The organism is Kocuria sp. LUK, assembly GCF_021012935.1.
GTDB lineage: Bacteria > Actinomycetota > Actinomycetes > Actinomycetales > Micrococcaceae > Kocuria > Kocuria flava.
Window position 1 is genome coordinate 146,008 of sequence record NZ_JAJMZI010000004.1, and the last position, 20,881, is coordinate 166,888.

Below are 20,881 nucleotides of genomic sequence, written 5' to 3' on the forward strand. Positions count from 1 at the left end.
GCGGGCCGGCTCAGCCCCAGCCGAGCTCGTGCAGGCGCTCGTCGTCGATCCCGAAGTGGTGGGCGACCTCGTGGATCACGGTCACGGTGATCTCCTCCACCAGCTCCTCCCGGTCGGCGCACATCCGCCGCAGCGGCCCCCGGTAGACGAAGATCCGGTCGGGCAGCGAGCCCGCGCCCCACCCGCCGTCCCGCGCCGTCAGGGGCACGCCCTCGTAGAGGCCCAGCAGCTCCGGGGAGTGCGCCGGGGGCTCCTCCTCGACGAGGATCACCACGTTGTCCATCGCCCGGAACAGCTCGTCGGGGATCAGGTCGATCGCGTCGTCGACGGCCCGGTCGAACTCCTCGTGCGTCATCTCCATCACCCCTCCTTCCTACCGCACCCGGCCCGCCGGGGGACCGCGCGGGAATTGTGCGAACCCCCACCTGCCTCTAAGCTGAGGTGGCTGTCTCCCGTCCCGGAACCCGGCCCGCCGGCCGAGCGCACCCGGAGCGGGGAGCCGCAGGCCCCCATCGTCTAGCGGCCTAGGACACCGCCCTTTCACGGCGGCGGCACGGGTTCGAATCCCGTTGGGGGTACGCGTGGGAACGGTGGGAGCACCGATTTGCACAACAGCCGAGGAGTGCTGGTAGGATCAGTCCTCGTTGGCAACAACAGCGAGGCCCTGTAGCGCAGTTGGTTAGCGCGCCGCCCTGTCACGGCGGAGGTCGCGGGTTCAAGTCCCGTCAGGGTCGCTCAGGCGGCGAGGTGTCCTCGGACAGCTGCGCCGTCTCGGCGCATCCGATGTGCCGAGGCTCTGTAGCTCAGTTGGTAGAGCGTACGACTGAAAATCGTAAGGTCACCGGATCGACGCCGGTCGGAGCCACCGCGGAAGCCCCCGGTCCCCGCAGGGACCGGGGGCTTCGTCGTTCCCGGCCCGCGCGTCCGGGGATCCTGCCGCCGGCTGCCAGCACCTCCCGAGGTTCCCGGCCTACGGTGGGGGCGTGAACCGCCACCTCCGACGAACGGGCCTGCTCGCCGGGCTGGTCCTGTGCCTGCTCGCGCTGCCCGCCTGCGGCACCGCCGCCCCGCAGCGCAGCATCGTCCTCGAGGAGACCCCGAGCGCGCGGCCCGGCCCCGCCCGGACCGCGCTGCCCGCGGCGGACCCGCGCACCTGCTTCGACGTCGCCGGCGCGCACACGGCCCTCGCCGTGGTCCCCCTGTCCACCGACGAGGCCGACCCTCGCTACCGGCCCGAGGAGATCAGCGCCTCCGTGCACGAGCTCGCCTCCCGGGTGCCCGCCGAGCTGCGCCCCGCGTTCGACGACGCCGGGGCGGTGCTGGCCGGTGCCGGCGACTCGCTGCAGCCCGCCGAGCTGGCGGAGCTGCAGCGCACCCTCGCCCCGGTCGGCGAGTGGCTGCAGGCCCGCTGCGAGGAGTCCGCCCCCACCCGGTGATCGGGCCCCTGCCTACGATGGGGGCACCGCCCCCGCCGGGGGCCCGCGACGGAGGGAGGACGACCGTGACGGAGCAGCAGCCCGATCCGGGCAGCTTCGAGGACCAGCCCGCGGTCCAGCGGGAGGACGGGATCGTGCTGGAACCGGGCGGCGAGCCGGCCGAGGAGCTCGCCCGCCAGGACCCGCCCGCCGAGGAGGAGCGGCGGTGACGCCCTCGGGCGCCGGCCGCTGACGCACCGGGGGCTCCCGGCGGGCGCGTCCCGCCGGGAGCCCCGGCGTGCTTAGTCCAGGGACACCCAGGCCGCGGCGGCGGGGCCCAGCACCCCGTCCACCAGGGCGTCCTCCCGGCTGGTCAGCAGCACCTCGCCCGCCGGCAGCGCCACGGGCTGCTCGCCGGTGTTCGCGGCGACGAGCACGCGCCGGCCCGCCGGGGTGGTGCTGACGAACGCCAGCAGCCCCGTGGCGCCGTCGTGCGCCTCGTGCCACGCGAAGGAGCCCCGGCCCAGGCCGAGCTCACGGCGCAGCCGCAGCGCGTCCCGGTAGAGGCTGTGCGTGGACCCCGGCACCCCCACCTGCCGGTCGGCGGCCAGCGCGGCGAAGGCCGGTGGCTGCGGCAGCCACGGCTGCGGTCCGAAGCCCAGGCCCGGCTCCCCGGCCGACCACGGCATCGGGACGCGGCAGCCGTCCCGGCCGATCTCCGCGCCGTCCGTGCGGGCGAACGTGGGGTCCTCGCGCACGTGCGCGGGCAGGCTCGTGTGCTCGGGCAGGCCCAGCTCGTCGCCCTGGTAGAGGTAGGCCGAGCCCGGCAGCGCGAGCTCCACGAGGGCGGCCGCGCGGCCCCGGGCGAGGCCCCGGTCGTAGTCGGGCTGCTCGTGCTCCGCGGCGATGCCCATCGGGTAGGCGATCGGGTCGGCGAGCCCGAAGCGGGAGACGTGCCGGACGGTGTCGTGGTTGGAGAGCACCCACGTGGTGGGCGCGCCGACCTTCGCGGACTCGGCCAGGGAGTCCTCGATCGCCCGCGACAGCCGCGCCCAGTCCCACCCGGCGACCAGGAAGTCGAAGTTGAACGCCTGGTGCATCTCGTCGGAGCGCACGTACATCGCGAGCCGGTGCGCGGGCTCCACCCACGCCTCGGCGACCATCATCCGGTCGCCGTCGTACTCGGCGAGCACCCGGTGCCAGTCGCGGTAGACCTCGTGCACCCCGTCCTGGTCGAAGTAGGGGCTGCCGGTGTGCATCGGCGTCTCGGGACCCTCGGGCCGGTCGTGCTCCCGCGCCTCGTGCTCGCCCTCGACCATGCGCACCTGCCGGTCCCAGTCGGGCAGGCCCTCGGCCTTGACCAGGCCGTGGGCCACGTCCACCCGGAACCCGTCGGCGCCGCGGTCGAGCCAGAAGCGCAGCACGGAGCGGAACTCCTCCCACACCTCCGGGTTCTCCCAGTTGAGGTCCGGCTGGGTGGAGTCGAACAGGTGCAGGTACCACTGGCCGTCCGGCAGCCGGGTCCAGGCCTCGCCGCCGAAGACCGAGCGCCAGTTGTTGGGCGGCAGCTCGCCGTGCTCGCCGCGGCCCTCGCGGAAGACGTAGCGGTCGCGCTCGGGGCTGCCCGGCCCGGCGGCGACGGCGGCGCGGAACCACTCGTGCTCGCTCGAGGTGTGGTTGGGCACCAGGTCCACGATCAGCCGCAGCCCGAGCTCCGCCATGCGCGCGCGCATCCGGTCGAAGTCCTCGAGGCTGCCGAAGCGGGGGTCGATGTCCCGGTAGTCCGAGACGTCGTAGCCGGCGTCGTTCTGGGGGGAGACGTAGAACGGGGACAGCCACAGGGCGTCCACCCCGAGGTCGGCCAGGTAGTCCAGGCGCTCGACGATGCCGGGGAGGTCGCCCATGCCGTCGCCGTCGGAGTCGTTGAAGGAGCGCGGGTAGATCTGGTAGATCACCGCGGAGCGCCACCACGGCGCGGTGTCGGTCGGACGGTCGGTCCGGGTCTGCTGCGTCATCGGGTCTGGGGGTCCTCCGGTCGCGGGGATGTGCGCCCCCAGCTTGCCAGCCCACCGGTGCGGTGTCAGCACGGGGCGCGGCGGTCCTCATCCGGACGGCGGACCGGTGGGCGGGAGGATCCATCCGAAAGTACATGTATTTAGATCGGTTCCGCTCTAGGGTCGAGGAGTCGCCGGCGGATCCCCGCCGGGCCGACCACGCCACCAGGAGGTAGAGCACTGATGAGCACCACCACGACCTTGGACCGGAAGAAGCTCGGCGGCGCCGCCGCCGTCCTCGCCGCATCGAGCATCGGCACCCTGTTCGCCGCCTTCGGCGCCCTGTGGGTGGCCGGATCGCTGGGCATCTCGACCGCCGCCGCCAGCCAGATCGTCGCGGCCATCGCCGCCGGCGGCTGGGCCCTGCGAGCCGTCATCATCGTGTTCGGCGCGGGCGTGATCGGCGCCATCGCCGCCACCGTGATGTGGTTCATCACGACCAAGGGCAAGGGCGCCGCGATTGCCTGACGCACCCTCCCGGCGGAGCCCCCGCGGGCTCCGCCGGGGCGGACGCGGCCGCGCACCCGTGGCGCTGCGGCGGACGCTCCTCGTCAGCGCGGCGGCGGTCCTCGTGCTCACGGCTGCCGGGGTCCTGCTGGGCTACACCTCGCTGGCGGGCCTGAGCGGGGACGGGACGTGGGCCCCGCGGGCCGGCACGGAACCGGTCCCCGCCGCCCGGATCGCCACGACGAACCTGGCCGCCGCCGCCCTGCTGTTCTCCGGGGCCGCCACGGGCGGCATCGGCACCGCCGTCGGCCTGCTCCTGGTCTCCGCCTACGTCGGGGCGACCTGGGCCGTGGCCACCGGCAACCTCGGCTGGCAGCGGGTGCTCGAGGAGATCGGCCCCTACGCCGGGCTCGAGTTCGGGGGCCTGCTGCTCGTCGCGGTCGGGGGCCTGCTGCCGGCGGTCCACGCCGGGCGCGCCGTCCTCGCGGACGCCCGCCCCCGCCTCTCCGCCTATCTCGACGCCCTCGTACCGGCGGCGGCCGTCGCCGTCGCCGGCGCCGCCGTCGTCGCCGTGGGCGCCGTCGTCGAGTCCGCTCTGCTGTGATGCCCACCGCATCCGGAAAGGCCCTCATGAGCCACACCGCCGAGATCCTCTCCCCGGCCGGTCCCGCCGCGCGCACCACCGGCCGGCGCACGGCCGTGCTGCTGGTGCTCGTCCTGACCTGCGTCATGGCCGTGCGCCTGCCCTCCCTCTACGCCGCGCTCGAGCGGGACTTCCCGGCGGAGCTGGCCGCGGAGCTCAGCGATCCGCAGCTGCGGACGCTGGCCCTGCGGGTCGGGGTCGCCGTCGGCCTGCTCGTCTCGGTCCTGGCCGCCGCGGTCTTCGTCCTCCTCGCCCGGCAGCTGGAGCGGACCGTGTTCCCCCGCACCGTGCGCGCCGGGGGCCTCGAGGTGGGCCTGCACACCACGGTCTACGTCCTGTCGGTGGTGGTGAACCAGGCCGTCCCCGCCCTCTGGCCCGCCGCCGCGGCGGCGGCACCGCTGCTGGTCCCGCTCGCGTGCGCCGTGGTCGCCACCGGGGGCGGCGTGCTCGTCCTGTCCGGGCCCCTGCGCCGGGCGGCGCCGAGGTCCCGGGCCGTCGCCGTGGCCAGCGCCTTCCTCCTCGCGGTCCTGGCCGGCTGGAACTGGCTCCCGTGACCGGGGGACTGACGCTGCGCGGCGTCTCGAAGGCGGTGGGCGGGACGGCCGTGCTCACCGACGTCGGCCTCTCGGTCCGTCCCGGCCGCGTGCACGCGCTGCTGGGCCCCAACGGCTCGGGGAAGACGACCACGGTCCGCGCCCTGCTGGGGCTGTGCCGCACCGACGCGGGGGAGATCCTGTTCTCGGGCGGCCCGCTGGAGCGGCGGCACGAGCACGGTCCCCGGCTCGCCGCCTGCTTCGACCGCCTCGGGGCGGACCGCGGGGCACGGGTCTGCGACGTCGTCCGCCTCTACGCCGCCGCACGGCCCCGGTCCGCGCAGCTCCGGGAGGCGGTCCGCTCCCACCGCCCGATCGGCCCCCTCTGGCGCCGGCGCGTCGCGGAGCTCTCCTTCGGGCAGCGCCAGCTCCTCTCGCTGTGCCTGGCACTGGCCACCGAGGCCGACCTCTACCTCCTGGACGAGCCGTTCAACGGGCTGGACGTCTTCACGAAGCTCGAGGTGGTCGAACGGATCCAGCGGCTCGCCCGGGACGGGGCGTGCGTCCTGGTGACCTCGCACACGCTCGACGGCTTCGAGGACGTCGTCGCCGACGTCACCCTCCTGCGCGGGGGCGAGGTCCTGTTCACGGGCACGAAGGAGCAGCTGCTGCGCACCGCCGGCGCGGACGAGCTCCTCGTGCGCACCGACGACGACGGGCACGCGCTGGCCCGGCTCGCCGAGGCCGGCCACCGGGCCCGGGCGGCGGCGCACGGGCTGGTCGTCGAGGCCCGCACCACCGACGAGATCGGGCACCTCCTGAGCCGGGCCGGGGTGGCCGTCCTCGAGCTGCGCCGCCGCGAGCCGTCCCTGCAGGACGCGTTCGTCGGCCTCGTCGGCGCGCGCGCCGCGGACGGGGAGGAGGACCGATGAGCTTCGGGACGATGGTGCGCTACGAGCTCCTCCGCGTCGTGCTCTCCCCGCTGCACCGGGCCGCCGCGCTGACGGCGGTGGTCGTCTCCGTGCTGGGCTGCCTCAGCTACCTGGTGCTGCTCCGTCAGCTGACCCCCGGCGACGGCGGCACGGCCGTCGAGGCCGTGCAGCTGGCCCTCGGCAAGGGCTCGGTGCTCCACCTGTACGCGGCGCTGCACGGGGCCCTGGCCGTGGCGGCGGAGCTCGGCAGCGGACGCGCGGCGCAGCTGCTCGTCGCCGACGGGCGCCGGGGACGGTGGCTCGCCGCGAAGGCGGTCGTGGCCGCCGCCTGCGTGCTGCCGCTCCAGGCCGTGACCGCCGCGGTGTGCGTGCCGCTGATCCCCGTGCTGGCCGGCGCGGAGGCGGCGGGCCCACCGGGCCTCGTCCTCACCGTGGTGCTCGGCGGCGCCGCGAACGCCCTGCTGTGGGTCGCCTACGGCACGGGCCTCGGCGTCCTGCTCCGCGGATCGCCCTGGACGGTCCCCGCCGTCCTGGCGCTCCCGTTCGCGCTCGGCCAGCTCTTCCGCGCCCTGGGGGCCTCGACCAGGGCGCCCGAGTGGCTGTCCTCGGTCGACCCGTTCCGGGGCGCCGAGCTGCTGCGCGCGCCGCTGGCCGTCGACGCGCCCCTCGTGCTCGCCCCCGGCGACGGCGCGGACGCCACGGTCGTGTACTTCGCCGTGTTCGCCCTCGGCGCGGCGATGATGGGGGCCAGAAGTTTCCGGATCCGTGATGTCAACCCCTGAAAGAAGGTCAACCATGCTCCGCATCGGCTTCTCCGCCGTCGTCCTCCTGTCCGTCGTGGCCGGTCTCGTCCTGGCGGGCGTCGGCCTGTCCCGGGGCGAGACCGGGCTGGTGGTGATCGGCGCCGTGTGGGCGCTCTTCGGGCTGCTGTGCTCGGTCAGCGTCGCCAAGCTCTGGTCGCGCTGAGCGGTGCCGGTCCCCGCCGCCGCGGCCGACCTGCGCGTGGTCGCGGCCTACACGACGCTGGTCGGGCGCTCCCAGCACGCGCCGCTCAGGGACTGGGTGGGCTTCCGCGTCTGGCTCCTCCTGCGCCGGAGCCTGCGCACGGCCGGTGCCGTCCTGGCGGCCGGCGCCGGCTGGCTGGCCGGTGCGCTGTGGACGACGGCCGGCGGCGCCCCGGCCGCCGCCGCGTCGGCGGCCTCGCTGCTGGCCGTCGCCGCCGGCGGGCTGCTGATCCTGCGCAACAGCATGTCCGAGCGGCGCACCGCCGTCTGCGCCCCGCCCGAGCGGGCGCTGCTGGCGATCACGGACGTGACCCGGCTGCACGTGTGGCTGGTGCGCTCCCTGCGTCCCGACCTGGCCGCGTTCGCGGGGCTCGCCGTCCTCCTCGCGGCCTTCGGCGCGGCCGCCGGGCTGCGCCCCTCCCAGGCGGGCGCCGTCGCCGCCCTGCTCGGGGGCGCGTTCCTCGCGGTGGCCCTCGTCGACGCCCTGTGGGCGCTCTCGCGCCCCGCGGCGCGCCGGCGCGGGCCGGTGGGCCTGAACCCGCTGCTGGGGGCCGCGGTGCTGGTGCTCGCGTGGGCCGTGACGGCCGGGGTCCGCGCGGGGGCGGCCGGCCTCCCGGCCCCGGTCCCGGCGCCCGCCCTCGCCGTGGCGCCCTGGCCGGTCCTGGCCGTGGACGCCCTGCTGCTCGCGGCCGTGGTGCTGCTCGTCCCCGTGCTGCGCCGCGCCGGGTACGACGCCGGCGCGCCCGGGCCCGCGCCCGCCCCGGCGGGCGCGGGCGTGGCCTCCCGCACGGGCAGCAGGGTGGCAGGCTCGGCCGTGCTCCCCTTCCTGCGCTCCACGGGCCGCCTGGTGGCCGTGCTGGGCCTGCTGGCCGCGGGGTGCCGGCTGGGCGGCGGCCTCGGGGCGGAGCTCACGCCGGTGGTGTGGTCGGTGGTGCGGGGCTACGCCTTCATCTCCGCGATCGTGCTCGTGGGCCTGTTCTTCTCCGTGGCCGGGCCCAGCGCCTCGGTCGCCCACCTGCGCTACGAGTGGGAGGTCTCGGGGCGGAGCATGGCGCGGGTGCTCCTCGGCGCGCTCGGGGCGCTGCCCCGGCTCGTGGGCCGGCAGTGGCTGTGCCTGGCCGCGGGGGTCGGCCTGCTTGTCTCCGCCCGGTCGGCGCTGGCGCTCGGCCTGCTGCCGGTCCTCGTGGTGGGCGCCGCCCTGATCGCCGAGGCCGTGGAGGGCGGGGGGCAGGGCGTCGACGGGAGGACGACCCAGGGCACGGTCTCCTCCGTGTGCGTCCTCGCGCTGTGCGCCCCGTTCTTCGCGCTGTCCTCGGGGGCCTGGGGCGTGGCAGCGCTGTCCGTTTACACCAGTGCCGTGCTCGCCGTGGGCGTGGCCGTCGCGGTCCACCGCACGAGAGGAGTCCCGTGGCGGGCTTGATCGACTTCCAGGACGTGTTCTTCGGCTACGGGGACCAGCCGGTGCTCCGGGGGCTGCGCCTCACGGCGGACCCCGGCGCCGTGGTCCACCTGACCGGCCCCAACGGCTCCGGCAAGAGCTCGGTGCTGCTGCTCTACGCCGGGTACGCGGCGGCGGACTCCGGTGCGGTGCGGGTGTGCGGCCACGACGCCCAGGACCCGGCCGTGCGGGCCCTCCGGCGCTACTGCGGGGTTGACCAGGCCCTCTACCCGCAGCTGACGGTGCGCGAGCACCTGGAGTTCGCCACCCGCGCCCGGGGCCTGCCGTGGCGTGCCGCCGCGTCCCGGGCGGAGCGGTACGGGCTGGACCGGTGGACCGACGACACGGTCTCCGCGCTCTCCACGGGCAGCGCCCGCAAGCTGTGGATCATCATGTGCACGCTCGGCGAGTTCGCGGCGGTGGGCCTGGACGAGCCCTTCCTGGGCCTCGACGAGGAGGCCGCCGGGGTGCTCGCCGAGGAGCTCGTGGAGTGGAGCCGCGACCGCGCGGTGCTGCTGGTCAGCCACGACGTCCCCCGGACCCTGACGGGCCGGCGCGAGGTGGCGCTGGGCGCCGCCGTCGGCTGAGCGGCCCCGCCCGCTCAGCTGGCGGTCTCGAGGTGGGCCAGGGGCAGCCAGCGGTGCATCAGCCGGCGGAAGGCCACCGCCGCGCCGGTGTCGTCCCGGGCGTCGAGCAGGGCGACGGCGTCCTGGAGGTCCTGCGGGCTCTCGTCGGGCTGGAACCGGTCGGCGACCGCGCCGTAGTGCAGCACCAGCAGCCCGTTGGCGGGGAAGGCCCCCAGCCACCGGGCCAGGTGCGTGAGGTCCTCGCCGAGCTCCTCGAGGTCCTCCCCGCCGGCGTCCTCCACGACCTGCGCGGCGTGCACGACGCGGCGGGTGGCGACGTCGACCGGCACGGCGCAGCGGTGCACCCGGTTGCCGTGGTGGAGGCTCTCCACGTGGTCCTCCGCCGTGAAGGGCGCGAACCACGCCATCGGCGCCGTGAACGCCGCCTGCCGCGCGTACACCGGGGTGAAGTGCTCCCGGGTGACGCGCTCGCCGGCGGCCTTCACGGCCTCCTCCGGGACGAGCAGGGACGGCAGCGGCTGCCCGCCCTCCTCCTCCGCGAGCGCCACGAGGCGCAGGGACCGGCGCAGCCGCTGCGGGGGGTGGAAGACGGGGAAGTCCCCGACGCCGGCGGCGAGCATCCGCCGCCCCGCGGGGGCGCAGGAGAACGGCAGCGTCCACAGGGGCTCGGTCGCCGGGGGCAGGGGGTCCGCCCCCGGCGCGGCGAGGCGGGCCAGCTGCTCGGTGAGCTGGTTGACCCCGGCCTCCTCCGGCGGCAGCGCCCGGGGCAGCAGGGGCGCGTAGAGGGCGTCGAGGTCCTCGGCGGGCACGTAGACCCGCAGGGCGAACTCGTGGGGGACCCCCGTCGCGGAGCGGAACGCCCGCCCGACCTGCAGCAGCTGGGCCACGGCGCTCAGTCGATCTCCACGACGACGGGCGCGTGGTCGGAGGCGCCCTTGCCCTTGCGCTCCTCGCGGTCGATCAGGGCGTCGGTGACGCGCGCGGCGAGGGCGGGGGAGTAGAGCTGGAAGTCGATGCGCATGCCCTCCTTCTTGGGGAAGCGCAGGCCCTTGTAGTCCCAGTAGGTGTAGACGCCGGGGCCGGGGTGACGGGGGCGGACCACGTCCTGGTAGCCGGCCTCCTCGAGGAACGCCCGGAAGGCCGCGCGCTCGGGCTCGCTGACGTGGGTGAGCCCGTTGTCGAGGAAGAACTGCAGGTCCCACACGTCCTCGTCCTGCGGGGCCACGTTCCAGTCCCCGACCAGGGCGACCTGCGCCGTGGCGTCCTCCTCGACCCACCGGCGGGCGTGGTCCTTGAGCACCCGCAGCCACTCGAGCTTGTACGGCATGTGGGGATCCTCCAGGCCCCGGCCGTTGGGGACGTAGAGGGACCACACGCGCACCCCGCCGCACGTGGCGCCGATCGCGCGCGCCTCCTGCACCGGCTCCTCGCCGGGCTTGCCGAAGGCGGGCTGGTCCGGGAAGGTGCGCTCGACGTCGTCGAGGCCGACCCGGGAGGCGATGGCCACGCCGTTCCACTGGCTCAGGCCGAAGTGGGCGACGTCGTAGCCCATGAACTCGAACAGCTCCCAGGGGAAGTTCTCGTCCTTCGCCTTGGTCTCCTGGATCGCGAGGACGTCCACGTCGGAGCGCCGCAGCCACGCCTCCACGCGGTCGGCGCGGGCGCGGATGGAGTTCACGTTCCAGGTGGCGATCCTCATGCGCTCCACGTTACCGGCTGGCGCGCCCGCCCCCGTGCCCCGGGCGGGTCCGCGCCGCGCCCGTGCCGCGCCCGCCCGGCCCGGCGACTCCCCGTGACACGTTCCCCTGGCCAGGGCCGATTGCTAATGCTAACTTTTGTCCGGCCCGCGTCCCCCGGCGGTGCCGCCCCCAGTCCGAGGAGCCCCCCGTGCCCGCTGTCCCGCCCCGCTCCGTCCTGGCCCTGGCCACCGCCGCGGCCCTGCTGCTCGGGGGCGCCCCGGCGCTCGCCGCCGAGCTCCCCGCCCCGGTCGCCGCGGACCCCGGCGCGACCGCCCCGGGGCCCGACGCGACCGCCCCGGAGCCGGGCGCGACCGCACCCGGGGACCGGCCCCGACCCGCCCCGGCGGGCGTGCTCAGCGGCGGGGCGACGATCGACGGCGCGCCCGCCGCCCCGGCCGCCGCCCCGGCCGGCGCCGCGGCAGCCTCCGCGGAGCCCTCCTCCCCGGAGTCCCCGGCCGGCCGCACGGGCACCGCCGCCGCGGCCCCCGTCACCACGCTCGCCCACGTCGAGGAGGCCTTCCGGATCGTCAACGACCACCGGGGGCAGGCGAAACGGGCGCCGCTGGCCTACAACAGCGCGCTCTCGCGCACCGCCCAGCGGTGGGCCGAGACCATGGCCGCGGCCAGGGCACCGCTGTCCAACCCCGACCCGTGGTCCGGGGCCCCGGCCGGGGGGACGCGGATGGACCAGTACTACGGCAAGGGCGAGTTCACCGGGACGTTCGCGGGCACGGACGCCGTGCAGGCGCTCACCCACTGGCTGCTGGACTTCTACCCGCGCAACGGCACCGACCAGTTCGCCCGGGACCTCACGCACGTGGGCATCGGGGTGGCCCACGTGCCCACGACCGGCCCGGACGGGCCCGGCTGGGAGACCTACCTGACCCTCTACTACTACGCGTACCCGGCCGGGCAGGCCGTGCCCGGCACCTGGGCCGACCCGGAGTCGGGCTGGCAGGCCCCCGTGCCCACGGCCCACCCCGTGGGCGGGGCCATCGGCTCGCGCTGGGCCCGGATGGGCGGGGAGGCCGTGGTCGGGGCGCCGACCACCCCCGAGCGCGGCGGGCTCGCCGAGGGCGGGGTCTACCAGCAGTTCGCCCGCGCCGGGCGCACCACCACGATCTACTGGGCCCCGGGCCACGGCGCCTGGCCCCTCGAGAACTGGACCGCGATCGGGCGCAAGTGGATCGCCGCGGGCCGGGAGCACACCCACGGCCTGCCCGTGATCGAGGAGCGGTCCCTGCCCGGCGGCGCCTGGCAGATGTTCCGCCGCGGGACGAACGTCTACAAGGTGCTCTGGAGCCCGGGCACCGGGGCCCGGATCGTGCAGGAGAACAGCGCGATCGGGCAGCGGTGGAAGGCGGCCGGCTACGAGCGCGGCTACGGCTTCCCGGTCACCGACGAGTACCGGTGGGGCACGGAGGTCCGCCAGCGCTTCTCCGGCGGCCACACCGTGCACTGGTCCTCGGTGACGAAGCGGGTGTGGGTCACCCGCTGAGCCCGGCCCGCGGGAGCGGGCCGGGAGCGCGGGCTCAGCGGCGCCACCAGTCGTCGAGGGGCGAGGCGGGCGTGGTGCGCTTGTGGCGGGTGATGCGCCAGCGGTGCTCGATCCGCTCCGCCACCGCGTCGTCGACCTCCCGGCCCTCGAGGTAGTCGTCGATGTCGTCGTAGGACAGCCCCAGCTCGGCCTCGTCGGTCTGGCCCGGGGCGTCGTCGAGCAGGTCGGCGGTCGGGGCCTTGGCCCACAGCCGCTCCTCGGCGCCGAGGGTCTTCGTCAGCAGCCGGTTCTGCCGCTTGTTCAGCCCGAACAGCGGCAGCACGTCCGCCCCGCCGTCGCCGTACTTGGTGAAGAACCCCGTCACGGACTCGGCGCCGTGGTCGGTGCCGAGCACGAGCAGGTTGCGCTCCCCGGCCAGGGCGTACTGGGCGATCATCCGCACCCGGGCCTTGATGTTGCCCTTGTTGAAGTCGGAGATCTCCCGGCCCGTGGCCTGGCGGAACTCCGTCTCGAAGCCGTCCACGGCGGCGGCCACGTTGTAGGTCACGGTGGTGGACGGGCGGATGAACTCCAGGGCCGCCTGCGCGTCGTCCTCGTCGTGCTGGACCCTGTAGGGAAGGCGCACCGCCACGAACTCGGCCGTCACACCGTCGGCGGCCAGGCGCTCGACCGCCAGCTGCGCGAGCCGGCCGGCCAGCGTGGAGTCCAGTCCCCCGCTGATGCCCAGCACGAAGCCGCCGGTGCCGCTGGCCCGGAGGTAGTCGCACAGGAAGCCCACCCGGGCCTCGATCTCCTGCTCCGGGTCGATCTCGGGCTTCACGCCCATCTCGTCGATGATTGCCCTCTGCAGTTCGCGCATGCCCCCATGCTAGACGGGCCCCGGCGCGCGGCGGCAAGGACCCGCCCGGCCGGGAGGCGCCCGGCTAGGATCGGCGCCATGCCCCAGCGCACCGGAGGAGACGCCCGCCCGGCCGCCCGGCCGTCCGGCCGGGCGCGCCGCCGCGCCGCGGCCGCGCTGCTGCCGCTCGCGGCCCTGACCGGGTGCGCTCCCACCGCGGCCGGGGACCGCCTGGACGTGTGGGCGGCATCCTCCCTCGCCGGCGTGCTCCCCGAGCTCGCGGCCGAGTACGAGCGGGCCCACCCCGGCACGGAGGTGGCCCTCAACTTCTCCGGCTCCTCGGACCTCGCCGTGCAGATCGCCGAGGGCGCCCCCGCCGACCTGTTCGTCGCCGCCGACGAGCGCACCCTGCAGCGGGTCCTCGACGCCGGCCGGGCCGCCGGGCCGGCGCGGCCCGTGGCGACCAACCGGCTGGTGATCGCGGTGGCCGAGGGCAACCCCCGCGGCGTGGGCTCCCTCGCCGACCTCGCCGGGGACGGGGTGCGCACCGTGGTGTGCGCCGAGCAGGTCCCCTGCGGGCACGCCGCGCGCACCGTCCAGGACCTGGCCGGGGTCGACCTGCGCCCGGTGAGCGAGGAGAACGCCGTGACCGACGTCCTCGGCAAGGTCCGCACCGGGCAGGCCGACGCGGGGCTCGTCTACGTCACCGACGTCGCCGCCCACGAGGACGAGCTCGACGCCGTGGCCCTGCCCGAGGCCGCCGCCGCGGCCAACCCGTACGCCGCCGTGGTGGTCCCCGGCGGCGAGGAGGACGCCGCCGCGGCGTTCGCCGAGCTGCTCACCGGCCCCGCGGGCCGGGAGCGGCTGGCCGCGGCGGGCTTCGGCCCGCCCCCCGCCGCGACGACGCCGGCGGGCACCGACCCCGATCCGCACGACCCAGGAGGCAGCGCATGACCGAGCAGCACGAGAACATCCGGGTGGAGACCCGCGGCCGCACCGGGATCATCACCCTGCACCGGCCCAAGGCCCTCAACGCCCTCGACGCCGCGACCCTGCGCGAGGTCGTGGCCGCCGCGGCCGCGATGGACGCCGACCCGGGCATCGGGGCGATCGTGCTCACCGGCTCCGGGAAGGCCTTCGCCGCAGGGGCCGACATCAAGGAGATGGCCGACCGGGGCTTCTCGGAGATGTTCCGCGCGGACTGGTTCGCCGGCTGGGACGCCTTCACCCGGGTCCGCACCCCGGTGGTCGGCGCCGTGGCCGGCTACGCCCTCGGCGGGGGCTGCGAGCTCGCGATGATGTGCGACGTGCTCATCGCCGCCGACACCGCCCGCTTCGGCCAGCCCGAGATCAACCTCGGGGTCATCCCCGGGATGGGCGGCTCCCAGCGGCTGACCCGGGCCGTGGGCAAGGCCAAGGCCATGGACATGGTGCTCACCGGCCGGCAGATGGACGCCGCGGAGGCCGAGCGCGCGGGCCTCGTCTCCCGCGTGGTGCCCGCCGACCGCCTCCTCGACGAGGCCCTCGAGGTGGCGGGCACGATCGCGGCGAAGTCCCTGCCGGCGGCCATGGCCGCGAAGGAAGCGGTCTCCGCCGCCTTCGAGACCGGCCTGGCCCAGGGGGTGCTGTTCGAGCGCCGGCTCTTCCACGGGCTGTTCGCCACCGAGGACCAGAAGGAGGGCATGGCCGCGTTCGCGGCCAAGCGCGAGCCGCGCTTCACGCACCGCTGAGCCGCCCGCCGCCGCGGCCGGGAGTTCCCGGCCGCGGCGGCTACGGTGGTGCCATGCAGACACCGCCGCACGACGCCTCCGCCTGGCAGGTCCGCGAGTCCGCCCTCGACCTCGCGGACCGGGGCGCCCTGGAATCCGTGCTGACCCTCTCCAACGGGTACGTCGGGGTCCGCGGCACCCTCGACGAGCCGCAGCCCAGCGACTCCCGCGGCACGTTCATGGCGGGGGTCTACGAGTACCACCCGCTGTCCTACCCCGAGGGCGGCTACGGGCACCCCGAGCACGGGCAGGCGATCGTCGGCGTGGCCGACGGCAGCACCGTGCACCTGCAGGTCGACGGCGTGCCGCTGGACCTGCGGGAGAGCCCGCCCGAGCGGCACGAGCGCGTGCTCGACCTGCGGGCGGGCACGCTGGAGCGCGAGACGCAGTGGACCACCCCGCGCGGATCCCGGATGCGGCTGACCTCCACGCGCCTGGTCTCCCTGGCCCACCGCTCCGTCACGGCGATCCGCTACGAGGTCGAGGCCCTGGACCGCACCGTGCAGGTCGTGCTGCGCTCCGGGCTCGTGGCCAACGGCACCCCGCCCAAGGTGCGCAACGAGGACCCCCGCGTGGCCGAGGTGCTGGCCGAGCCCTTCCGCGCCGAGCGGCACTCCTGCCACGGGACCGGCGGGGTCCTCGTCCACCGCACCGCCCGCAGCGGCATCGGCGTCGCGGCCGCCGTCGAGCACGCCCTCGACGTCCCCGAGGGCGGCGCGGTGAGCACGCAGTGCGACGAGGACCGCGTGATGACGACCGTCGTCACCGACCTCGCCCCCGGGCAGCGGCTGCACCTCGTGAAGTACCTGTGCCACTCCTGGTCCGCGGAGGACCCCGCCGACGACCTCCAGGGCCAGGTGCTCGCCGCGATGGCCGGGGCGCGGCGGCGCGGCTGGGAGGGGCTGGTCGCGGACCAGCGCGCGGTCCTCGACGAGCACTGGGCCGGCGCCGACGTCGAGGTCGACGGCGCCCCCGACCTGCAGCTCGCGCTGCGCTTCGACCTGTTCCAGCTCCTCCAGGCCTCGGCCTGCGTGCACCGGGCCCCGGTCGGGGCGAAGGGACTGACCGGCGGCGGGTACAGCGGCCACACGTTCTGGGACGTCGAGGGCTTCGTGCTGCCGGCCCTGGCGCTGCTGCGCCCCCGCGACGCCGCCCGGCTGCTGCAGTGGCGCTCCTCCACCCTGGACCGGGCCCGCGAGCGGGCCCGCGTCCTGGACCTCGGCGGCGCGTCCTTCCCCTGGCGCACCATCGACGGGCACGAGACCTCCGCGTACTGGCCCGCCAGCACGGCGGCCATGCACGTCAACGCCGACATCGCCCGGGCCTTCACCTGGTGGGCGGACACGACCGGCGAGGAGCTGACCGCCGTCGGCGGCGTGGACGTGCTCGTGGAGACCGCCCGGGTGTGGGCGGCGATGGCCCACGAGGACCACGACGGCGGGGTCCACCTGCTCGGGATGACGGGGCCGGACGAGTACACCGGCGTGGTCGACGACAACGTGTTCACCAACCTCATGGCCCGGCGCAACCTCCGGGCCGCCGCCGCGGCGTGCGCGGCCCACCCCGACCACGTGGGCCGCCTCGGCGTGAGCGCCGACGAGCTGGACCGGTGGCAGGACCTCGCGCAGCGCCTCCACGTCCCCTTCGACGAGGTTCGCGGCGTGCACCCGGCCAACGCGGGCTTCACCACCTACCGCGAGTGGGACTTCGAGGCCAAGCGGGACGGCTACCCGATCGAGGAGCACTTCCACTACGCGAAGATCTACCGCCGCCAGGTCGTCAAGCAGGCCGACCTCGTGCTGGCCCTGTGGTGGTGCGCCGAGGACTTCACCCCCGAGCAGACCGCCCGGGACCTCGCCTACTACGAGCGGCGCACCGTGCGCGACTCGTCCCTGTCCGCGTGCGTGCAGGCCGTGGTCTGCGCCCGGGTGGGCCACCTCGACCTCGCCCACGCCTACCTGCGCGAGGCCGCCCTCGTGGACCTGCGGGACCTCCAGCAGGACACCGCCGAGGGACTGCACCTGGCCTCCGCCGGCGGGGCGTGGCTGGCCCTGGTCTGCGGCCTCGGCGGCGCGGACCCCGAGGGCGGGCGGCTGCGCCTGGCCCCCCGGCTGCCGGCGGGCCTGGACCGGATCGCCTTCCGCCTGCGCTGGCGCGGGCGCCGCCTCGCGGTGGAGACCACCCGCGCGGGCACCGTCGTGCGGGTCCTGGACGAGCAGCCCGGCGCGGTGGACCTGCATCTCGACGGGCGGCCCCGCACGGCCGCGCCCGGGCGCCCCGCGACCGCCCCGCTGCACGTGCCCGACCCGCCCGCCCCCGCGCCGGTCCAGCCCCCCGGCCGGGCCCCGCGCGCCTGAGCGCCCGGCACGGCGCCCCGGACCAGGGCGCCGCCCGCAGCGGCTACCCTGGCCGTGTGGGCGAGACGTGGAGCGGGCCGGAGCCGCCGGAGGACGTGGACGGACGGGCACCGGAGGACCCCCCGGCGCCCGGGCCGGGCCGGCCCGCGCCGCTCGAGGTGCTCGCCCGGGTGTGGGGCTACGACGCGTTCCGCGGGCAGCAGGCCGAGATCATCGACACGGTCGTCGCCGGCCACGACGCGCTCGTGCTCATGCCCACCGGCGGCGGCAAGAGCCTGTGCTACCAGATCCCCGCGCTCGTGCGCGAGGGCACCGGCGTGGTCGTCAGCCCGCTCATCGCGCTGATGCACGACCAGGTCGACGCCCTCGAGCAGCTCGGGGTGCGCGCCGCGTACCTGAACTCCACCCAGACGGTCGAGGAGCGCCGGGCGGTCGAGGCCCGCCTGCTCGCCGGGGAGCTCGACCTGCTCTACCTCGCCCCCGAGCGCCTGCCCGTGGCCGCCGAGCTGCTCGACCGCGCCCGGATCGCCCTGTTCGCCGTGGACGAGGCCCACTGCGTGGCCCAGTGGGGCCACGACTTCCGCCCCGACTACCTCGGGCTCACGCTCCTGCACGAGCGCTGGCCCGGGGTCCCGCGCATCGCCCTCACCGCCACCGCCACCGCGGAGACCCGCGAGGAGATCGTCCGCAACCTCGACCTGGGCGGCGCCCGCGTCTTCGTCTCCAGCTTCGACCGGCCCAACATCTGCTACCGCGTGGGCCCCAAGCAGGACGCCCGCCGGCAGCTGCTGCAGCTGATCCGCACCGAGCACCCGGGCGAGGCCGGCATCGTCTACTGCCTCTCCCGCGCCTCGGTCGAGCGCACGGCCGAGTGGCTGGCCGCCCAGGGCGTCGCCGCGCTGCCCTACCACGCCGGACTGCCCGCCGAGCAGCGCCGGCTGCACCAGTCCCGCTTCCTGCGCGAGGACGGCGTGGTCATGGTCGCGACCATCGCCTTCGGCATGGGCATCGACAAGCCCGACGTGCGCTTCGTCGCCCACCTCGACCTGCCCAAGAGCATCGAGGGCTACTACCAGGAGACCGGGCGCGCCGGCCGCGACGGGCTGCCGTCCACGGCCTGGCTGGCCTACGGCCTGCAGGACGTCGTCCAGCAGCGGCGGATGATCGAGGACGGGGAGGGGGACCGGCAGCGCAAGCGCGCCCAGGCTCTGCACCTGGACGCGATGCTCGCCCTGTGCGAGACCGTCCAGTGCCGCCGGCAGCAGCTGCTGCGCTACTTCGGGGAGGAGAGCGGGCCGTGCGGCAACTGCGACACCTGCCTGGACCCGCCCCAGTCCTTCGACGGCACGGTCCCGGCGCAGAAGCTCATGTCCACGATCGTGCGGCTGGCCCGGGAGCGGAACCAGCAGTTCGGCGCCGGGCACCTGGTGGACATCCTCCTCGGGCGCGAGACCGAGCGGGTGGTGCGGATGCGCCACACCGCGCTCACCACCTTCGGCATCGGCACCGAGCTCACCGAGCAGGAGTGGCGCGGGGTCGTGCGCCAGCTGCTCGCCCAGGGCCTGCTGCAGGTGCAGGGCGAGTACGGGGTGCTCGCCCTCACCGAGGCCGCCGGGGAGGTGCTGCGCGGGCGGCGGGAGGTGCGCCTGCGCCGCGAGCCCGAGCGCGTGCGCGCACCGCGCCGGCCCCGGGCCGGGGCCGCCCGGCCGGAGCTCGACGAACCCCAGCAGGAGCTCTTCCAGCAGCTGCGGGCCTGGCGCTCCGCCGTGGCCAAGGAGCAGGGCGTGCCGGCCTACGTCGTCTTCACCGACGCGACCCTCGCCGCGATCGCCCGGGCCCGCCCCGGCTCCCTCGGCGAGCTGAGCGGGCTCTCCGGGGTCGGCGCCGCCAAGCTCGAGCGCTACGGCGAGGCCGTGCTCGAGGCCGTCGCCGGGGCGTGAGACGGCCGTGACCGCCCCGACCCCCGCCCCCGTGAGGACCCCGCGCCCGCCGCGGGTGCGCCGCCGCCCGCGCGCCGCCACGGCGGTGCCCCGCTGGCTGTGGGCGCCCGCGGCGCTGGGCGCGGCGCTCGTCGTCCTTCCCGTGGTCGCGATGGTCGCCCGCGTGGACTGGAGCGGCTTCCTCGGGCTGATCGGCTCCCCCTCGGCGCTGCACGCCCTCGGGCTGAGCCTGCGCACCGCGGCCGCCAGCACCGTGCTGTGCGTGCTGCTGGGCGTGCCCCTCGCGCTGCTGCTGGCGCGCACGGCCTTCCCCGGCCGGCGCGCGCTGCGCGGGCTCGTGCTGCTGCCGCTCGTGCTGCCGCCCGTCGTCGGCGGCCTGGCGCTGCTCTACACCTTCGGGCGCAACGGCCTGCTCGGGCGCCACCTCGAGCTCGCCGGGATCAGCATCGCCTTCACCACCGCCGCCGTGGTCCTCGCCCAGACCTTCGTGTCCCTGCCGTTCCTCGTGGTCAGCCTCGAGGGCGCCCTGCGCACGGGCGGGGAGCGCTACGAGCGCGTCGCCGCGACCCTCGGCGCCCGTCCCGGCACGGTGCTGCGCCGGGTCACCCTGCCCCTCGTGCTGCCCGGGCTCGCCTCGGGGGCCGTGCTCGCCTTCGCCCGCAGCCTCGGGGAGTTCGGGGCCACCCTCACCTTCGCCGGCAGCCTCGAGGGCGTCACCCGCACCCTGCCCCTGGAGATCTACCTGCAGCGCGAGACCGACCCCGACGCCGCCGTCGCCCTGTCCCTGCTGCTGGTGGTCGTGGCCGTGGCCGTCGTCGGCGTCTCGGCCCCCGGACGGTTCCGCGCCGCCCGCGGCCCCGGCAGGAACGGCGCCCCGGCCGGCGACCCCGCCGACGGCACGCACCCCGCCGGCGCCCCCGCCGACGGCGCGCACCCCGCCGCGGGGGAGCGCCGGTGAGCCTCGAGCTCACCGCCCGGGTGGCCCGGCGCGGGCTGGACCTGTCCGTGACCGTGGCCGCGGGGCAGACCCTCGCCGTGACCGGGCCCAACGGCGCGGGCAAGTCCTCCCTGCTCGAGGTCGCCGCCGGGCTGCTCGTGCCCGACACCGGCCGGGCCGTGCTGGACGGGCGGGTCCTGTTCGACCTCGACGCCCGCGGCCGCGGCCGCTGGGTGCCCGCCCCCGAGCGCGGGATCGTCCTGCTGGCCCAGGACCCCCTGCTCTTCCCGCACCTGTCCGTGCTCGAGAACGTCGCCTTCGGCCCCCGCGCCCGCGGGGCCGGCCGCGGCCCGGCCCGCGAGCGCGCCCTGCGCTGGCTGGCCGCGGTCGACGCCACCGGGCTGGCCCGCCGCCGCCCCGGGGAGCTCTCCGGCGGCCAGGCCCAGCGCGTGGCCCTCGCCCGCGCCCTCGCCGCGGAGCCGCGGCTGCTGCTGCTCGACGAGCCCTTCGCCTCCCTCGACGCCGAGACCGCCCCCGCCCTGCGCCGGCTGCTGGCCGGCGTGCTCGCCGACCGGATGGCGGTGGTCGTCACCCACGACCCCGCCGACGTCGCCGCGCTGGCCGGCGCGGGCCTGCGGATCGAGCACGGACGGGCGGCGCCCCCGGCCCGGGACCACCGGCCGGACCGGGGGAGCGGGACCGGCGCGGCGGTGCGGCCCGCCCGGTGAGCCCGGTCACAGTACGATCGTG

At 76.4% G+C, this 20,881-nt stretch carries 22 protein-coding genes and 3 tRNA genes; 20 read left to right on the plus strand and 5 right to left on the minus strand.

The window, feature by feature from the left end; translation table 11 throughout:
- Positions 1–10: 10 nt before the first annotated feature.
- A complete protein-coding gene (locus LQU92_RS08585) occupies positions 11–361 on the minus strand; it encodes a metallopeptidase family protein (protein WP_219588406.1) in 351 nt (116 codons plus the stop codon).
- A 144-nt stretch (positions 362–505) separates the two neighbouring features.
- Between LQU92_RS08585 and LQU92_RS08590 the strand changes: the two genes are divergently transcribed.
- The 5 genes from LQU92_RS08590 to LQU92_RS08610 all read left to right on the plus strand — a co-directional run bounded on the left by LQU92_RS08590 (position 506) and on the right by LQU92_RS08610 (position 1,645).
- Positions 506–578: transfer RNA gene (locus LQU92_RS08590), tRNA-Glu, on the plus strand.
- Positions 579–660: 82 nt separating this feature from the next.
- A tRNA-Asp gene (locus tag LQU92_RS08595) sits at positions 661–734 on the plus strand.
- Between the two features lie 58 nt (positions 735–792).
- Positions 793–865, plus strand: a tRNA-Phe gene (locus LQU92_RS08600).
- 118 nt (positions 866–983) lie between these two features.
- Positions 984–1,436: a hypothetical protein gene (locus LQU92_RS08605; RefSeq protein ID WP_101851519.1), complete on the plus strand. Its 453-nt coding sequence runs from the start codon at positions 984–986 to the stop codon at positions 1,434–1,436.
- A 65-nt stretch (positions 1,437–1,501) separates the two neighbouring features.
- Positions 1,502–1,645 carry a hypothetical protein gene (locus LQU92_RS08610; RefSeq protein WP_180814623.1) on the plus strand — a complete coding sequence of 48 codons (144 nt, stop codon included), beginning with the start codon at positions 1,502–1,504 and terminating at the stop codon, positions 1,643–1,645.
- A gap of 72 nt (positions 1,646–1,717) precedes the next feature.
- Here the strand turns inward: LQU92_RS08610 and LQU92_RS08615 are convergent, their stop codons facing one another.
- A complete protein-coding gene (locus LQU92_RS08615; RefSeq protein WP_230779906.1) occupies positions 1,718–3,430 on the minus strand; it encodes a glycoside hydrolase family 13 protein in 1,713 nt (570 codons plus the stop codon).
- Between the two features lie 222 nt (positions 3,431–3,652).
- Here LQU92_RS08615 and LQU92_RS08620 point away from each other — a divergent pair, with 222 nt between their 5' ends.
- The 8 genes from LQU92_RS08620 to LQU92_RS08655 are packed head-to-tail and all read left to right on the plus strand — an operon-like array spanning position 3,653 to position 9,053.
- Positions 3,653–3,937 carry a hypothetical protein gene (locus LQU92_RS08620; protein WP_058857346.1) on the plus strand — a complete coding sequence of 95 codons (285 nt, stop codon included), beginning with the start codon at positions 3,653–3,655 and terminating at the stop codon, positions 3,935–3,937.
- Positions 3,938–3,995: 58 nt separating this feature from the next.
- A complete protein-coding gene (locus tag LQU92_RS08625) occupies positions 3,996–4,520 on the plus strand; it encodes a hypothetical protein (RefSeq protein ID WP_230779909.1) in 525 nt (174 codons plus the stop codon).
- Between the two features lie 26 nt (positions 4,521–4,546).
- On the plus strand, positions 4,547–5,113 hold the full coding sequence (locus LQU92_RS08630; RefSeq protein WP_230779912.1) for a hypothetical protein: 567 nt from the start codon (positions 4,547–4,549) through the stop codon (positions 5,111–5,113).
- Positions 5,110–6,024, plus strand: coding sequence for an ATP-binding cassette domain-containing protein (locus tag LQU92_RS08635; protein ID WP_230779914.1), 915 nt, complete (start codon positions 5,110–5,112; stop codon positions 6,022–6,024). Before LQU92_RS08630 ends, LQU92_RS08635 begins: the two co-directional genes overlap by 4 nt.
- Positions 6,021–6,806 carry a hypothetical protein gene (locus LQU92_RS08640; RefSeq protein WP_101851521.1) on the plus strand — a complete coding sequence of 262 codons (786 nt, stop codon included), beginning with the start codon at positions 6,021–6,023 and terminating at the stop codon, positions 6,804–6,806. Before LQU92_RS08635 ends, LQU92_RS08640 begins: the two co-directional genes overlap by 4 nt.
- 13 nt (positions 6,807–6,819) lie before the next feature.
- On the plus strand, positions 6,820–6,990 hold the full coding sequence (locus LQU92_RS08645) for a hypothetical protein (RefSeq protein WP_157570905.1): 171 nt from the start codon (positions 6,820–6,822) through the stop codon (positions 6,988–6,990).
- 3 nt (positions 6,991–6,993) lie between these two features.
- Positions 6,994–8,448, plus strand: coding sequence for a hypothetical protein (locus LQU92_RS08650; protein ID WP_230779916.1), 1,455 nt, complete (start codon positions 6,994–6,996; stop codon positions 8,446–8,448).
- Positions 8,436–9,053 carry an ATP-binding cassette domain-containing protein gene (locus tag LQU92_RS08655; RefSeq protein WP_180814628.1) on the plus strand — a complete coding sequence of 206 codons (618 nt, stop codon included), beginning with the start codon at positions 8,436–8,438 and terminating at the stop codon, positions 9,051–9,053. The genes LQU92_RS08650 and LQU92_RS08655 overlap by 13 nt, the downstream gene beginning before the upstream one ends.
- 14 nt (positions 9,054–9,067) lie before the next feature.
- On the opposite strand, the gene LQU92_RS08660 is transcribed toward LQU92_RS08655, so the two are convergent.
- Complete coding sequence (locus tag LQU92_RS08660) at positions 9,068–9,940, minus strand: hypothetical protein (protein WP_230779918.1); 873 nt, start codon at positions 9,938–9,940, stop codon at positions 9,068–9,070.
- Between the two features lie 5 nt (positions 9,941–9,945).
- Positions 9,946–10,752, minus strand: a complete 807-nt coding sequence (locus tag LQU92_RS08665) for an exodeoxyribonuclease III (protein WP_101851523.1) — start codon at positions 10,750–10,752, stop codon at positions 9,946–9,948.
- 188 nt (positions 10,753–10,940) lie between these two features.
- Between LQU92_RS08665 and LQU92_RS08670 the strand changes: the two genes are divergently transcribed.
- Positions 10,941–12,290, plus strand: a complete 1,350-nt coding sequence (locus tag LQU92_RS08670) for a CAP domain-containing protein (RefSeq protein WP_230779920.1) — start codon at positions 10,941–10,943, stop codon at positions 12,288–12,290.
- Between the two features lie 34 nt (positions 12,291–12,324).
- Here LQU92_RS08670 and nadE read toward each other — a convergent pair whose 3' ends face one another.
- Entirely contained in the window at positions 12,325–13,149 is an 825-nt protein-coding gene (gene nadE, locus LQU92_RS08675; RefSeq protein ID WP_101851525.1) for an ammonia-dependent NAD(+) synthetase, read from the minus strand.
- 78 nt (positions 13,150–13,227) lie between these two features.
- On the opposite strand from nadE, the gene modA reads away from it, so the two are divergent.
- From modA to LQU92_RS08705, 6 genes are all read left to right on the plus strand, one after another.
- Complete coding sequence (gene modA / locus LQU92_RS08680) at positions 13,228–14,082, plus strand: molybdate ABC transporter substrate-binding protein (RefSeq protein WP_101851526.1); 855 nt, start codon at positions 13,228–13,230, stop codon at positions 14,080–14,082.
- Positions 14,079–14,858 carry an enoyl-CoA hydratase gene (locus LQU92_RS08685; protein WP_058857336.1) on the plus strand — a complete coding sequence of 260 codons (780 nt, stop codon included), beginning with the start codon at positions 14,079–14,081 and terminating at the stop codon, positions 14,856–14,858. The genes modA and LQU92_RS08685 overlap by 4 nt, the downstream gene beginning before the upstream one ends.
- Positions 14,859–14,911: 53 nt before the next feature.
- Positions 14,912–17,254, plus strand: a complete 2,343-nt coding sequence (locus LQU92_RS08690; RefSeq protein ID WP_230779922.1) for a glycoside hydrolase family 65 protein — start codon at positions 14,912–14,914, stop codon at positions 17,252–17,254.
- 95 nt (positions 17,255–17,349) lie between these two features.
- Positions 17,350–19,194 (plus strand): DNA helicase RecQ, encoded by a 1,845-nt coding sequence (recQ, locus tag LQU92_RS08695; RefSeq protein WP_101853028.1) that lies wholly within the window; start codon positions 17,350–17,352, stop codon positions 19,192–19,194.
- 55 nt (positions 19,195–19,249) lie between these two features.
- Positions 19,250–20,152 carry an ABC transporter permease gene (locus LQU92_RS08700; protein WP_230780380.1) on the plus strand — a complete coding sequence of 301 codons (903 nt, stop codon included), beginning with the start codon at positions 19,250–19,252 and terminating at the stop codon, positions 20,150–20,152.
- A complete protein-coding gene (locus tag LQU92_RS08705) occupies positions 20,149–20,859 on the plus strand; it encodes an ATP-binding cassette domain-containing protein (protein ID WP_230779924.1) in 711 nt (236 codons plus the stop codon). Before LQU92_RS08700 ends, LQU92_RS08705 begins: the two co-directional genes overlap by 4 nt.
- Positions 20,860–20,881 lie beyond the last annotated feature (22 nt).